This is a genomic window from Phormidium sp. FACHB-1136 (genome assembly GCF_014697375.1).
Classification (GTDB): domain Bacteria; phylum Cyanobacteriota; class Cyanobacteriia; order Phormidesmidales; family Phormidesmidaceae; genus Nodosilinea.
The window spans coordinates 37,623-50,709 of sequence record NZ_JACJRS010000039.1; the positions used below are offsets into that span (position 1 = coordinate 37,623).

Annotated in this window: 7 protein-coding genes and 2 pseudogenes; 5 read left to right on the plus strand and 4 right to left on the minus strand. The window is 56.8% G+C overall.

Annotated features, from left to right (window positions below):
* Positions 1–147: 147 nt before the first annotated feature.
* The 3 genes from H6G62_RS13345 to H6G62_RS13355 all read right to left on the minus strand — a co-directional run bounded on the left by H6G62_RS13345 (position 148) and on the right by H6G62_RS13355 (position 2,478).
* Positions 148–939, minus strand: a complete 792-nt coding sequence (locus H6G62_RS13345) for an SDR family oxidoreductase (protein WP_190495895.1) — start codon at positions 937–939, stop codon at positions 148–150.
* A 224-nt stretch (positions 940–1,163) separates the two neighbouring features.
* Complete coding sequence (hdhA, locus tag H6G62_RS13350) at positions 1,164–1,931, minus strand: 7-alpha-hydroxysteroid dehydrogenase (protein ID WP_190495897.1); 768 nt, start codon at positions 1,929–1,931, stop codon at positions 1,164–1,166.
* A gap of 52 nt (positions 1,932–1,983) precedes the next feature.
* The gene (locus H6G62_RS13355) at positions 1,984–2,478 is read right to left on the minus strand and encodes a permease (RefSeq protein ID WP_190495899.1); all 495 of its coding nucleotides are present in this window, start codon (positions 2,476–2,478) and stop codon (positions 1,984–1,986) included.
* Positions 2,479–2,600: 122 nt separating this feature from the next.
* On the opposite strand from H6G62_RS13355, the gene H6G62_RS13360 reads away from it, so the two are divergent.
* From H6G62_RS13360 to arsJ, 3 genes are all read left to right on the plus strand, one after another.
* A complete protein-coding gene (locus H6G62_RS13360; protein ID WP_190495900.1) occupies positions 2,601–3,797 on the plus strand; it encodes a response regulator in 1,197 nt (398 codons plus the stop codon).
* 271 nt (positions 3,798–4,068) lie between these two features.
* Positions 4,069–5,076 carry an ArsJ-associated glyceraldehyde-3-phosphate dehydrogenase gene (locus tag H6G62_RS13365; protein ID WP_190495902.1) on the plus strand — a complete coding sequence of 336 codons (1,008 nt, stop codon included), beginning with the start codon at positions 4,069–4,071 and terminating at the stop codon, positions 5,074–5,076.
* Between the two features lie 152 nt (positions 5,077–5,228).
* Entirely contained in the window at positions 5,229–6,461 is a 1,233-nt protein-coding gene (gene arsJ, locus H6G62_RS13370) for an organoarsenical effux MFS transporter ArsJ (RefSeq protein ID WP_190495904.1), read from the plus strand.
* Between the two features lie 151 nt (positions 6,462–6,612).
* Here arsJ and H6G62_RS13375 read toward each other — a convergent pair.
* A pseudogene (locus tag H6G62_RS13375) lies at positions 6,613–8,124 on the minus strand (NAD(P)H-quinone oxidoreductase subunit N); the annotation flags it as partial.
* Between the two features lie 350 nt (positions 8,125–8,474).
* Between H6G62_RS13375 and topA the strand changes: the two are divergent.
* Complete coding sequence (topA, locus tag H6G62_RS13380) at positions 8,475–11,276, plus strand: type I DNA topoisomerase (RefSeq protein ID WP_190495908.1); 2,802 nt, start codon at positions 8,475–8,477, stop codon at positions 11,274–11,276.
* A gap of 435 nt (positions 11,277–11,711) precedes the next feature.
* Positions 11,712–12,904, plus strand: a pseudogene (locus tag H6G62_RS13390) (IS256 family transposase).
* The last annotated feature ends 183 nt before the right edge of the window (positions 12,905–13,087 follow it).

The window sequence follows — 13,087 nt, forward strand, 5'->3', positions numbered from 1 at the left end:
ACCCTAAATCCCTCTCCCATGGGGAGAGGGATTTTGAACCTTTCTGGCTCCCCTCTCCCCATGGGAGAGGGGTTGGGGGTGAGGGCTTCGGGGACTTTGTAATCTACGGAATCTGAACCAATTGACTAAATGAATTGGTCGTCTAAATTAGTCATCGCTGGTGGGCATTTTGCTCTTGTAGGAACCGCCGCCATCCACGCGCAATTCAATCCCTGTGACCCAACTGGCGGCAGGGGAAATCAGGTAGTTAAAGGCGTGGGCAATGTCGCGAGGTAGACCACGGCGCTTCATCACAAAGGCATCGGCCAAGCGCTTCAGCATAGCTTCGTCGTAGCCCGCATCTAGGGTGGCGGCTCCGTTGTCTACGGAACCAATCACGATGGTGTTGCAGCGGACTTCTGGGCCACTCATTGCTGCCATACTGCGTACCATGTTGACCAGGGCGGCCTTAGCATTGCTGTAGGAAATAAATTCCGGTGAAGGGGTCACACCCACCATCGAACCAGAGAACGTTACCGAAGCATTGGGCTGCTTTTTCAGGTGAGGCATACACAGCTTTGTGAGGTTATAGCTGCTAACGGTATTCAGAATGTAAGACTTCACCATGTAATCGGTATCGACCCCCCAAAGCGGTGTGTATTCACCCCAGCCCACGTTATTCACGAGGGCAGTGATTTTGCCAAACTTATTCAGCGTGGCATCCACCAATTCTTGCAACTGGGCTTCATCGGTAACATCGGTTTTTAGAGCCAGGGTTTCTTGTCCAGTAGCTTTGGTAATTTCATCAGCTTTGGCCTGGGCGGCGTCCCCATTGAGGTCAGACAAAACTACCTTAGCCCCAGCTTCAGCTAACACCTCAGCAGTGGCTCCGCCAATGGCACCACCCGCTCCGGTGATGATGACAACGTAATCTTGCAGCGAGAAAATATCGAGTGCCATGATGGATTCTCCTAATCGGTAAAAGAGATAAATCGGTCAAAGATCTCCCCTACCCTCTTGATAAGAGGGGTGAAAATCGTTGTAGGGTAGGCACTGCCCACCACCACTCATTTCCGGGCAAAAATGACGAATTTCGCTGGTCAAGGCGAGGTTAAGAATGATGGACAGTGCCTACCCTACGGTTCGTTAAGAATGTGGGCAGTGCCACCCTACGGTTAGGATGTTTAATCCAATTCCTGTAGGCCGCCGCCGCTAATGGTGAGCACTTGGCCACTCACCCAACTGGAGGCTGGGGAGCACAAAAATAGGGCCGCATAGGCAATATCATTGGGTTCGCCTAGGCGAGCTAGGGGAGTGTGCTTCAGCATCGCTTTTTCGATGTCGGGAGTCAGCACCGTGGCGAGGGCATCGGTTTTGATGGCCCCTGGAGCAATGGCGTTCACCCGAATATTTTTGGGGCCAAGGTCAAAGGCAATATTGCGAGTGAGGTGGCTTTCTGCGGCTTTGGAGGAACTGTAGGAGGCCATATTTTTATTCTTGTTATCGCCTGCCATGGAGGAAATATTCAACACAGCACCGCCGCCCGCCGCTTCCATGTGAGGGGCACAGAGTTGGCAGAGATGAAACACCGAGAACACATTCAGCTTATAGGCCCAAATAAAGGTGTCCATCGGCATATCAAAGGGCTTTGGCCCACCGCCCCCGGCATTGTTAATCAGAATGGTGATTTTGCCGAAGGCATTGATGGCAGACTGCACCAAATTAGCTAGGGCGTCATCGTTGGTGACATCGCAGGCGACGGCAATGGCCTTGCCCCCCGATTGGTTAATGCCATCGGCCACCACAGCGGCGGTTTCTTCCTTGAGATCACTCACCACCACCGCCGCCCCAGCCTGGGCAAACAGTTCGGCAATGCCTCGGCCAATGCCAGCGCCACCACCCGTTACAATAGCTACCTGGCCATCTAACTTAAAGGCATCTAAAACGGTCATTGTTACATAGTCTCCTAAATCGGTTAAGCGTGGAACTCTCATCGTTTAGTCTTTATTCAGGGCGCAACATTTCCCGCATGACGGCAGCATTGATAAACCACGCCGCCAGCCCAGCAATAATTCCTAGTAACACCGCCGCGATCACAGGTGTTACCATCACACTGCCGAGAAACTTTTGCACAAACAACGCCACCAAAGCCGCCGTACCAAAGGCAAACAGCGAATAGAAGGCAATCGTTCTAACGCCAAAGAAGAAGAAGGGACGATCCAGCAACTCATTAGAGGCCAATTGAAGATCTTTGGCTTTTTTAGCAAAGGTAAAGAAAGCGATGGCACCCAAAATCACGGATAGGAGAAAGGCTGTCATCACCCCAGTGGAAAAGACCGTTTTTTCGTGGGCAGAAATCGTATCAACAGTGAGGGGAATAGAGGATTGCCCTCGGAACATAAACCAGCCAATCACGCCATTAATGACAGCGTTGATAACGCCACTAATGATCGCATCCTTCTGGATCATATCCCTAGCCTGGTGGGACACAGAAGTCATAGATTTTCCTTTGGGAAGGAGTCTTTCCCAACATTCCCAAGGAAGCATGACATCAAAAGGTGAAAAGTTTGTGTAATGTGGCAAAATGTTCCCCATAAACCTTTTTGGTCTGCGGTGGATCCATGAAAATTCTGCTGGTGTCCGCTGACAAAATTCTGCGACATACGCTGCACCAAACCTTATCCCGCCACGGTTTCATCGTTGATCTGGCCACCGATGGCGAGGACGCCTGGGACTTACTCCAGGCGTTTATGTACGACCTGGTTTTACTGGAGGCCCTGTTGCCGCGCCTGGATGGCGTCAGCTTCTGTCGGCGGTTGCGCAATGTGGGCAATCCGATACTGGTGCTGCTGATGACCGAGGCCCAGCCCTCGGAGCACTGCGTTCAAGGCTTAGATAGTGGGGCCGATGCCTGCTTGCCTAAGCCCATTCAGGAACCTGAATTACTGGCCCACCTACGGGCGCTGTCGCGGCGGGGGCTGCGGCGGGCGAGTACGACCCTAGCCTGGGGGCCGCTGACCTTAAATCCAACCGCTCGGCAAGTCCTCTGCCAGGGTCAGGTGGTTAAGGTGAACCGCAAAGAGTATCAACTTTTGGAGCTGCTGCTCAGCTATCCTCGACAGATGTTTTCCTGTAGTGACATGGGTGATCGTCTGTGGCCCCTGGAGGATTCTCTTCCCACCGATGCCACCCTTAAAAGCCACATCCGCAGCATTCGGCGCAAACTAGAACAAGCGGGTGTCCAAGATTTAATTCAGACCCACTACGGCCAAGGCTACTGTTTAAATCCCCGCTACGATCCCGGATCTAAACCTGCCCATCGCCCAGACACCATGCCAGACATGATGATGGACAGCATTACCGCCAACATCTGGCAAGAACTGATGGCGGCCAATGCCCGACTCACCCAGGAAATTGAGCAGCGTAAGCAGATTGAAGCCCAACTACGGCGCTCAGAAACGATGCTTCGCAATGCCCAGCGGGTCGCGCAAATTGGCTGTTGGGAGGCCACCATCAGCACCCGCGAGGTCTACTGGACGGAGGAACTGTACCTGATTCACGGCTTTGATCCCAGCGACCCACCCCCCACCCCAGAGCAAATAGAAGCCCTGATTCACCCGGATGATCAGCAACTTCATGCGGACGTGATTCAGGCCGCAGCGCAGCGGGGGGAAGCCTTTGAGGCGAATTTGCGGATTATTCGGGCCGATGGGGAAGTGCGCTACATCAACGCCCGTGGGGGGCCGCTCTTTGACGATGACGGCAAGATGGTTAAACTCACCGGAACCACCTTTGATGTCACTCGCTGGCATCGGTAAGGCTTTGGGAAGGGAGGCAGGTGATCTGACCGTGGCCACCTAGAACCGCCACAGGAAGAACGCTTCCCGCGTTATTGACGACCGGAGGAAAAGGTTGGTCATCCCCACCGCATCGGGATGTATTGCAGGCGGCTTGACAAATCAAGTTTTTTTGAAATGATGTAATCCATCAAGTTTTTTTGAAATGATGTATTTCCCGCCGGGGGTGGCGCAGGCTGGGGGTGCCCCGGTGTGACCGCCAGCGGTGGATCATCTAGAGGAATGAGGATCCATGGTGAAGGTTGCAATCAATGGCTTTGGCCGCATTGGTCGGCTGGTGCTGCGGGCGGGCTGGGCCTTCCCAGAGCTAGAGTTTGTCCACATCAACGAGATTAAAGGGGGCACCGAGGCGGCGGCGCACCTGCTGAAATTTGATTCGGTTCATGGTCGCTGGTCGCCTGAAGTCACCGCCGTTGGGCCAGACAAACTCGCCATCGACGGCACCCCCCTCAGCTTCACGAGGGGCAAGACACCGGGAGAGGTGCCCTGGGCGGATTACGGGGTGGACATGGTGCTGGAATGCTCCGGCCAATTTCGCACCACCGAGACCCTCGACCCCTACTACGACCATGGGGTGAAAAAGGTGATCGTCGCCGCCCCGGTGAAAGAAGGGGCGCTCAACGTGGTCTACGGCATCAACGATCAGCTCTATGACCCCGCCGAACATCGTCTGCTCACCGCCGCCTCCTGCACCACCAACTGCCTCGCCCCGGTGGTCAAGGTGATCCACGAAGGACTGGGCATTCGCCATGGGGTGATCACCACTATCCACAACCACACCAATACCCAAACCATCGTCGATGCCCCCCACAAAGACCTGCGGCGGGCTAGGGCCACGGGCCTCTCGCTGATTCCCACCACCACCGGATCGGCCACCGCCATCAGCCTGATTTACCCCGAACTGAAGGGCAAACTCAACGGGCTAGCGGTGCGGGTGCCCCTGCTGAATGCCTCCCTGACGGACTGCGTGTTTGAAGTGGAACGCCCCACCACGGTCGAGGAGGTCAACCAACTCCTGAAAGCCGCCGCCGATGGCCCCCTCCAGGGCATCCTCGGCTACGAAGAACGGCCCCTGGTGTCGGTGGACTATCTAAACGATCCCCGCTCTGCCATCATCGACGCCCTTTCCACAATGGTGGTGGACGAGACCCAGGTGAAAATTCTAGCCTGGTACGACAACGAATGGGGCTATTCCAACCGCATGGCCGAACTCGCCCGCAAGGTCGCCCAAACCCTGTAGGGGCAAGGCAAAAGGCAAAAGGCAAAAGGCAAAAGGCAAAAGGCAAAAGGCAAAAGGCAAAAGGCAAAAGGCAAAAGGCAAAAGGCAAAAGGCAAAAGGCAAAAGGCAAAAGGCAAAAGGCAAAAGGCAAAAGGCAAAAGGCAACTAACACCATGACATCTTCAACGTTCAAGCCCGAAAGCCTGCGGAACTACGCCATCATCACAGCGGCCTACTGGGGCTTTACCATCACCGATGGCGCTCTGCGGATGATGGTGTTGCTGCACTTCCATGTGCTGGGCTACACCCCCTTTGAAATTGCCATGCTCTTCCTCTTCTATGAGGTGTTTGGCATTGTCACCAACTTCTTTGGCGGCTGGATTGGCTCCCAGGTGGGGCTGCGGCTGACCCTCTACGGCGGCATTGCCCTGCAAATCTTCGCCCTACTGATGTTGAGCTTCCTCAACCCCGACTGGGGGGTGCCCGTGCAGGTGGGCTATGTGATGGCGGCCCAGGCATTCTCTGGGATTGCCAAGGATTTGACCAAAATGAGTTCCAAGAGCGCCATCCGGCTGGTGGTGCCCAAGGAAGCGGCCTCCCGCCTGTTCAAATGGGTGGCGGTGCTGACGGGGTCTAAAAATGCCCTCAAGGGGGTGGGCTTCTTTGTGGGGGCGGCGCTGCTGGAGTGGGTTGGATTCAGTCCGGCCCTGCTAATCCAGGCGGCGGTGTTGGTGGTGATTTTTGGCTCCGGCTGGTTCTTGCCTGCGGACATGGGCAAAATTGGCAAAAAGGTGCCCTTCCGCCAGTTGTTTTCCAAAAGTCGGGAAATCAACATCCTATCTGCGGCTCGGTTCTTCCTGTTTGGATCGCGGGATGTGTGGTTTGTGGTGGCGCTGCCCGTGTTTTTGTATGAGGTGCTGGGCTGGCGGTTCATGCAGGTGGGTTCCTACATGGCCATCTGGGTGATTGGCTACGGCATCGTGCAATTCCTTGCCCCTCAACTGCTGCGCAAGGATGCCAGCGGCAAGGTGGTGCCCAAGGCCAAAACCATCCTGTTCTGGACCTCCATCCTCACCGCCATTCCCGCCCTGATTGCCCTCACCCTGATGTCTGGCCTGCGGGGGGACATCGCCGTCACCGGGGGGCTGGTGGTCTTCGGCATCGTGTTTGCCTTCAATTCCGCCGTCCATTCCTACCTGGTGCTGGCCTACACCGAAGACAAGGACGTGGCCCTCAATGTCGGCTTCTACTACATGGCCAACTCCGGCGGTCGCCTGCTGGGCACCATCACCTCCGGCCTATTTTTCCAGTGGTTTGGCCTGGTGGGCTGTCTCTGGGCCTCCAGCGCCTTTGTCCTGGCTGCCGCCTTAATCACCACCCAACTCCCCGATCCTCGCTCCCTTTAGCAGTCCAGTGCCTAACCCACTGGACTCTAGGTACAAAAACAAGCCCAAACGCTGAATTCAAGCGTCTGGGCCTGTCGTAGACATTGAGGGTTTAGCCGCTTCAGTTCAGGCTATCTCCTAGGGCCACGGGATTGACCAGGTTGGTCGTCGTGGCGACTGGGGTTTGCAGCATGGGCGTCTGCACCACAGCATTGTTGGCCAGGGTGAACAGGGGGTTCGACAAAATCCCGGCCAGGGAGGTGGCCACTAGGGCCAGAATCAGGCTAATTTGCATGGGCCGCAGACCGGGCAAATCCCAGCGCACGGTGGGATAGTTTTTCACCACGTCGGACATTTCCTGGGGTTCCTTCACCACCATCATCTTGATGACGCGGATGTAGTAGTAGATGGAGATCACGCTCGTTACCAAGCCGACCAGCACGAGGCCGTAGGCTCCGGCTTGCCAGCCTGCCCAGAAGATGTAGATTTTGCCGAAGAACCCAGCCATGGGGGGAATGCCGCCGAGGGACAGCAGACAAATACTGAGGCCCAACGTCAGCAGGGGGTCTTTTTGGTAGAGGCCGCTGTAGTCGCTGATTTGGTCGCTGCCTGTCCGCAGGGCAAACAGAATCACGCAGGTGAAACCGCCCAGGTTCATAAACAGGTACACCAGCAGGTAGTAGATCAGGCTGGCATAGCCCGCATCGGTGCCGACGACTAGGGCAATCATCAGGTAGCCCGCTTGGCCAATGGAGGAGTAGGCCAGGAGGCGCTTCATGCTGGTTTGGGCCAGGGCCACCACGTTGCCCAGCACCATGCTGAGGATGGCCAGGGCGGTGAAGACAAAGCGCCACTGCTCGGAGACGAGGGGGAAGGCTTCAATCAGCAGGCGGATGGCCAGGGCAAAGCCAGCGGTTTTGGAACCCACAGACAGGAAGGCCACCACCGGAGTGGGGGAGCCTTCGTACACGTCGGGCGTCCACTGGTGGAAGGGCACAGCGGCGATTTTGAAGGCGATCCCGGCAATCACAAACACCAGGGCGACAATTAGGCCAATGGGCGCTTCGCCGTTAACGTTGACGATGGTGTTGGCAATTTCCGATAGGCGGGTTTCGCCGCCGGAGAGGCCGTAGAGCAGGGAGGAGCCGTAGAGGAAAATCGCGGAACTCGCCGCCCCAATCAGCAGGTATTTCAACGCCGCTTCGTTGGAACGGGGGTCGCGCTTCATGTAGCCCGTCAGCAGGTAGGAGGCGATACTGAGGGTTTCCAGCGAGACAAAAATCATCACCAGTTCGTTCGCGCCGGAGAGGAACATCCCCCCCAGGGTGGCGGTGAGCAGGATGACCAAAAATTCCGCAAGGGAGGTGCCGGACTGCTCCACGTAGCGGATGGCCATGGGCACCGTGAACACCGCCGAGAGGACGATGATGCCCCGGAAAATGACGCTCAGGTCATCGGCATTGAAGCCGCCCAGGAAGCCGATGGGATTGGCCGCGCCCCACTGCAAGGTTAGGGCCACAATCGCCCCCAAACCGCCCACCATAGCGGCGTAGGGTGTCCAAGCCGAGGAGGAACGCCCCTGAATTAAATCTCCCACCAAAATCACCAGAATGGTGGCAACGATAATGCCCTCTGGCCAGATGGTGCCAGCATTAAGCTGGGCCGCAAGGCTAGCAAAATCCATGGGCGCTTCCCCTTGTCGATGACACGTTTACAAACCTACACCTGGCATATTATCGCGATCCCGCCCCTCTGGGCAGATACCGAGGGATTTTGCCCACCCTAGACGGTATCCCCCTCTGTGATCTATTCATTTATAGGTATGGTGAACGTAGACCTGCTCCATCAATCATTAAGTTTTTTAGGGATTTGCCACCAAGTTCCCTGAACCTGTGCATTAAAGTGATTAACACCTGGGTCTCGCTCCCCAGCCCTATCCCTAGCCGGATCTCAATCGGGGGAACGGTCGGGTACACTTTCTTTCTGGCTCTGTCTACCGCCCGCCGCATCGCTATTAACCGCGCCATCAGCCCTATGTCAACCCTTGTTATTGTCGAGTCTCCTACCAAGGCCAAAACTATTCGCAACTACCTGCCACGGGGCTATCGGGTGGAGGCTTCCATGGGCCATGTGCGCGATTTGCCCCGCTCGGCCAGCGAAATTCCGCCGGAGGTGAAGGGGGAAAAGTGGGCGCAGTTGGGGGTGAACCCCGACGATAACTTTGCGCCGCTGTACATCGTCCCCAGCGACAAAAAGAAGGTGGTCAAAACCCTCAAGGACGCCCTCAAGGACGCGGACGAACTGGTACTAGCCACGGACGAAGACCGCGAGGGGGAAAGCATTAGCTGGCACTTGCTCCAGGTACTCAAGCCCAAGGTGCCCACCAAGCGCATGGTGTTCCACGAAATTACCCAGGAGGCGATTCAATCTGCCCTGGAAAACTGCCGCACCATTGACGATCAGCTTGTCCATGCCCAGGAAACCCGCCGCATTTTAGATCGCCTGGTGGGCTACACCCTATCGCCCCTGCTGTGGAAGAAAATCGCTGGAGGGCTGTCCGCCGGACGGGTGCAATCCGTGGCGGTGAAGGTGGTGGTGAACCGCGAACAGCAGCGCCGCGCCTTCCGAAAAGGCTCCTACTGGGATTTGAAGGCCAGCCTGTTGAAGGACAAAAACGCCTTTGAAGCCAAGCTCTATTCCCTGGCGGGGACGCGCCTTGCCAACGGCAGCGACTTTGATGAATCCACCGGGCAGATTATCGCGGGTCGGGAAGTTGTCCTCCTCGATGAAGCCCAGGCCCGTGATCTGCAAGCCCGTCTGCTGGAAGGCGTGTGGACGGTCAGCAACCTAGAGGAACGGCCCAACACCCGTAAGCCCTCGCCCCCCTTCACTACCTCCACCCTGCAACAGGAGGCCAACCGCAAGCTGCGCCTCTCCGCCCGCGACACCATGCGCGTGGCCCAAAACCTCTATGAGCAGGGCTACATCACCTACATGCGTACCGACTCGGTGCATCTGTCTCAGCAGGCCATCGAAGCGGCCCGTTCCTGCGTGGAAACCAAGTACGGCCAGGAATACCTCAGCCCCAAACCCCGCCAGTACGCCACCAAATCCAAGGGTGCCCAGGAGGCCCACGAAGCCATTCGCCCCGCTGGCAGCACCTTTAGAACTCCGGCAGAAACGGGGTTGTCGGGACGGGAACTGTCCCTCTACGACCTAATCTGGAAGCGCACCGTCGCCAGCCAGATGGCCGAAGCCCGCCAAACCAACATCACCGCCTCCATCGAGGTGGAAGACGCCATCTTCCGGGCCACGGGCAAGCGCATTGATTTTCCTGGCTTCTTCCGCGCCTACGTAGAAGGATCCGATGATCCCGATGCGGCGATTGAAGGCCAAGAGGTGCTGCTGCCCAACCTCAGGACTGGGGATGCCCTCAACTGCTCCGATCTAGAAGCCATCGGCCACGAAACCCAGCCCCCCGCCCGCTACACCGAAGCCACCCTAGTCAAAGTGCTAGAAAGCGAGGGCATTGGTCGGCCCAGTACCTACGCCACCGTCATCGGCACCATCATCGACCGGGGCTATGTGCGCCTGGTGAACAACAGCCTCATCCCCACCTTCACCGCCTTTGCCGTCACCGCTTTGCTAGAGCAAAACTTCCCCGACCTGGTGGATGTTCACTTCACGGCCCGCATGGAGCAAACCCTCGACGACATCTCCACCGGAGAAGTGGACTGGCTGCCCTATTTAAAGGAATTCTACGCCGGAGATAAGGGCCTAGAAACCCAAGTCCACACCCGCGAAGCCCAGATCGACGCCACCGAAGCCCGCACCGTCGTCCTCAACGACCTGGAGGCCAAGGTACGCATCGGTCGCTACGGCCCCTACATCGAAATTGGTGATGGCGAAGAATCGGTGCGGGCCTCTATCCCCGCCGATGTGCCCCCCGCCGACCTGGACGAGGAGCAGATCGAGCGCATCATCAAACAAAAGGTGGAAGGCCCGGACAAAGTCGGCCTCCATCCCGACACCGGAGAGCCGATCTTCCTTCGCATCGGCCCCTACGGCCCCTACGTGCAGCTCGGCGAGGCCACCGACGACAACCCCAAACCCAAACGCGCCTCTCTGCCCAAGGGCATGAAGGCCGAAGACATCACCCTGGAATCGGCGGTGGGTCTATTGCGGTTGCCGCGCCTGCTGGGCGAACACCCCGAAACGGGCAAGCCCGTCAAAGCCAGCCAAGGCCGCTTTGGCCCCTACGTCATCCACGACCAGGGCAAGGACGGCAAAGACTATCGCTCCATCAAGGGCGATGACGACGTGCTGACCATCTCCCTAGAACGGGCGCTGGAACTGCTGGCCCAACCCAAAACCGGACGCGGACGGGGCAAAGCCACCCCCCTTAAGGAGCTGGGCAACCACCCCGACGATGGCGAAATGATTGCCGTCTTCAACGGCCCCTACGGCCACTATGTGAAGCACGGCAAGGTGAATGCCTCCGTCCCCGAAGGCGTGGAGCTAGAGAGCATCACCGTGGAGCAAGCCCTGGAATGGATCGCCGCTAAGGCTACCACCAAGGGCGGCAAGGCCAAGAAAGGCAGTACGGCTAAATCTGGTACCCGCAAGCCCAGCACGACGAAATCAGGCACCACAAAAAAGAGCACCAAGACCGGGACGACCGCTAAAACCACCAAAGCGGCAGCGGCGAGTAAGGCTTCGGGCACGAAGAGCACCACCAAGGCAGCAAACACCAAAACCTCAACGACGAAAAAATCCACCACCCGCAAATCAACTTCGGCCAAGGCCAAGGACGACGCAGCGGAATCCAATGATTAGGGCGTTTATGGACACTAGACCTTATCGGTAATAAGTCGCTCTGCATGTAAATGCACACAGTAACTATAGGAACGTTCGATTTCAGGCAAAGAATTGACTGCTTTTTTTAATTCCGATTAAGTCTACTATCGTTGAACAACTTGATACCAAGCTAGGTCAATGGGAGCCTGAGATCGCCGAGCAGGTGCGTCGATTAATTCTGGAAATCATTCAACTGGCGGATCAAGGTATTCCAGCAGAATTGATGCGATCTCGCCCTGTAGAACAAGAGGTGCTGAGTTTGCTGGATGAGTGAGAAGTCAAGCGTAGGGGAGACTGATCAGAATTTTGTGTAAGCGGTCTAGAATCCCGATAATCTAGGAGACCGCATCATGGTATGCAAGAAGAAAGAACCGAGTACGCAAGAAGAAAGAACCGAACCGCCTCGACGATAGGCTGGACGACCTGTTGGCTGATTGCCAGGGGCCAGAGGACATCCTGGGCGAGTCCGGCCTGCTCAAACAGATCAGCGTGCGACTGGTGGAGCGAGCGCTCGCGGGAGAACTGAGTCACAACCTGGGGCAGGATGAGACGGGCTCTGAGGCCGACTCAGAGCGTCGCAATAGCCGCAACGGCTACTCGAAAAAGACGGTGCAATCCACCCAGGGGGATTTAGACCTGTCCATCCCGCGTGACCGGAACGGCGACTTCGGGCCGATCCTGGTGCCGAAGCATCAGCGCCGTCTTGCCGGGGCTCGACGAGAAGATTCTGGCGCTCTATGCCCGTGGCAACAGCACCCGAGACATCAGTGCTCAACTGGAAGAACCCTATGGGGTCAATGTCTCGTCCTCGCTGATTAGTGAGGTCACCGATGCGGTGAGCGAGGAGGTCAAAGCTTGGCCGTGTCGGCCCCTCGATGAGGTGTACCCCATCCTCTATCTCGATGCCCTCTACGTCAAACGGGCGGTCTACGTCGTCCTGGGGGTGACGGTGGAGGGCAACAAAACCCTGCTGGGTCTGTGGATTGGCGAGGCGGAAGCGGTAGCTTGCTTCCCGAAGGGTGGGGGCCAAGTTCTGGCTCAAGGTGCTCACCGACCTCAAAAACCGGGGTGTGAAGGATATCCTAGCCGCCTGCGTGGATGGACTCACGGGATTTCCCCAGGCCATTGAGGCCGTCTATCCCGACACCCAGGTGCCGTTGTGCATCGTCCATCTGATTCGCAACTGCTTGCGCTATGTTCCCTGGAAAGACCGCAAGGCCGTCGTCGCTGACCTCAAGCCCATCGACCAAGCCGCCACATTGGCGGAGGCGGAAGTCGCCCTAGAAACCTTCGCCGCCCAGTGGGATGAGCATTACCCCGCGATTAGCCAGATTTGGCTGTGCCACTGGGAGAACATCATCCTGATCTTTGATTACCCCATGGATATCCGTAAAGCCATCTACACCACCCATGCCATTGAATCCCTGAATCGCTCTCTGCGTAAGGTTATCAAGACCAAAGCCGTCTTCCCTGATGAAGAGTCCGTGTTCAAACTGATGTATCTCGCCATGAACCATATTGCCAAACGATGGACAAGGCCCATCAAAAACTGGAGAGCCGCCCTGTCACATTTTGCTATCCTATTTCCAGAACGTTTCAAGCCCTGAACCGTCACAGGCTTACACAAAAATCTGAACACCCTCAGATTCCAGCCATGAGAACTGGTCATCGAGAAAGACCTCTACCCTGCGGGAAGCTAAAGCTACGATATCAAAGCGCAAACTATATTCCTCGAAGGTGTGCAAGGCGGTGGGTTCATCACTGACGATGGCCCAAAACTCACCGTTGAC

Bases quoted from the DNA above. Each gene is read 5' to 3' on its own strand.
- H6G62_RS13355 (WP_190495899.1), bottom strand. From the start codon at position 2,478: ATGACTTCTGTGTCCCACCAGGCTAGGGATATGATCCAGAAGGATGCG.
- hdhA (WP_190495897.1), bottom strand. From the start codon at position 1,931: ATGACCGTTTTAGATGCCTTTAAGTTAGATGGCCAGGTAGCTATTGTA.
- H6G62_RS13360 (WP_190495900.1), top strand. From the start codon at position 2,601: ATGAAAATTCTGCTGGTGTCCGCTGACAAAATTCTGCGACATACGCTG.
- H6G62_RS13345 (WP_190495895.1), bottom strand. From the start codon at position 939: ATGGCACTCGATATTTTCTCGCTGCAAGATTACGTTGTCATCATCACC.
- topA (WP_190495908.1), top strand. From the start codon at position 8,475: ATGTCAACCCTTGTTATTGTCGAGTCTCCTACCAAGGCCAAAACTATT.
- H6G62_RS13365 (WP_190495902.1), top strand. From the start codon at position 4,069: ATGGTGAAGGTTGCAATCAATGGCTTTGGCCGCATTGGTCGGCTGGTG.
- arsJ (WP_190495904.1), top strand. From the start codon at position 5,229: ATGACATCTTCAACGTTCAAGCCCGAAAGCCTGCGGAACTACGCCATC.